This window comes from Aerococcus sp. L_32, from assembly GCF_050689315.1.
The window spans coordinates 1-731 of sequence record NZ_JBOEQF010000925.1 but is presented as its reverse complement, the minus strand read 5'-3'; the positions used below and the strand labels follow the sequence as shown (position 1 = coordinate 731).

The window sequence follows — 731 nt, the reverse complement described above, 5'->3', positions numbered from 1 at the left end:
TGTGATTTCAGGAAGTAAAGGGGAAATTGTGCTTTATGACTTCCACCGACCAACTAAATTTGACTTAATTGTAGACGATAAGGTCACAAATAATGAAATTTTGAATATTCTCGATGATTTTTACGGTGAAATTACCCATGTCCATGCCAATCTAAAAGCAGGTAGATTAGAAAGTAACCGGATGCCAATGGCGGATACTAAGAAATTCGCAGCCATTATTGATCAATTGAAAGCAGAAATATTCTAGTAAATGCAATCACTCAGATCAAATAAAAGCGTAAACTGCTATAATGAAAGTAAGAAAATTACAGGAGGCTCTTCTATGAAGATTGAACGAGTGGCATTTTTTGATATTGACGGTACCTTATTTGACTCAAGCAAGTACCATCTACCCATTGAACAAAAGGTTCCTGCGTCAACCTACCTTGCCATTGAAAAGTTAAAAGCCAATGGCGTGCTGCCAATTATTGCGACAGGTCGCTGGAAGAACCGAGCTCAGGACTTGGGTGACTTATTGAAAATTGATTCATTTATTACTTCAAATGGTCAGGCAGTTCATATCGAAAATGACCTTGTTTATCAAAACTATATTGACCAAACACTAGTTGAACGAACGATTGACGAGATGCGTTCCCGCGATGTGCCAGGCTTTTTCGACACCAAGAAAGGACTTCATTTACTACCAAATGTCTTTCATGCCAGAGATTACGGTGAACCATTTAAGATTGTGA

1 protein-coding gene and 1 pseudogene are annotated in these 731 nt (G+C 38.2%); both read left to right on the top strand.

Annotated features, from left to right (window positions below; translation table 11 throughout):
* Nucleotides 1-247 (top strand): annotated as a pseudogene (locus tag ACRCJ0_RS17400) (Gfo/Idh/MocA family protein); the annotation flags it as partial.
* 75 nt (nt 248-322) lie between these two features.
* On the top strand, nt 323-731 hold a 409-nt coding region (locus tag ACRCJ0_RS17395; RefSeq protein WP_431391409.1), incomplete at its 3' end, for an HAD hydrolase family protein.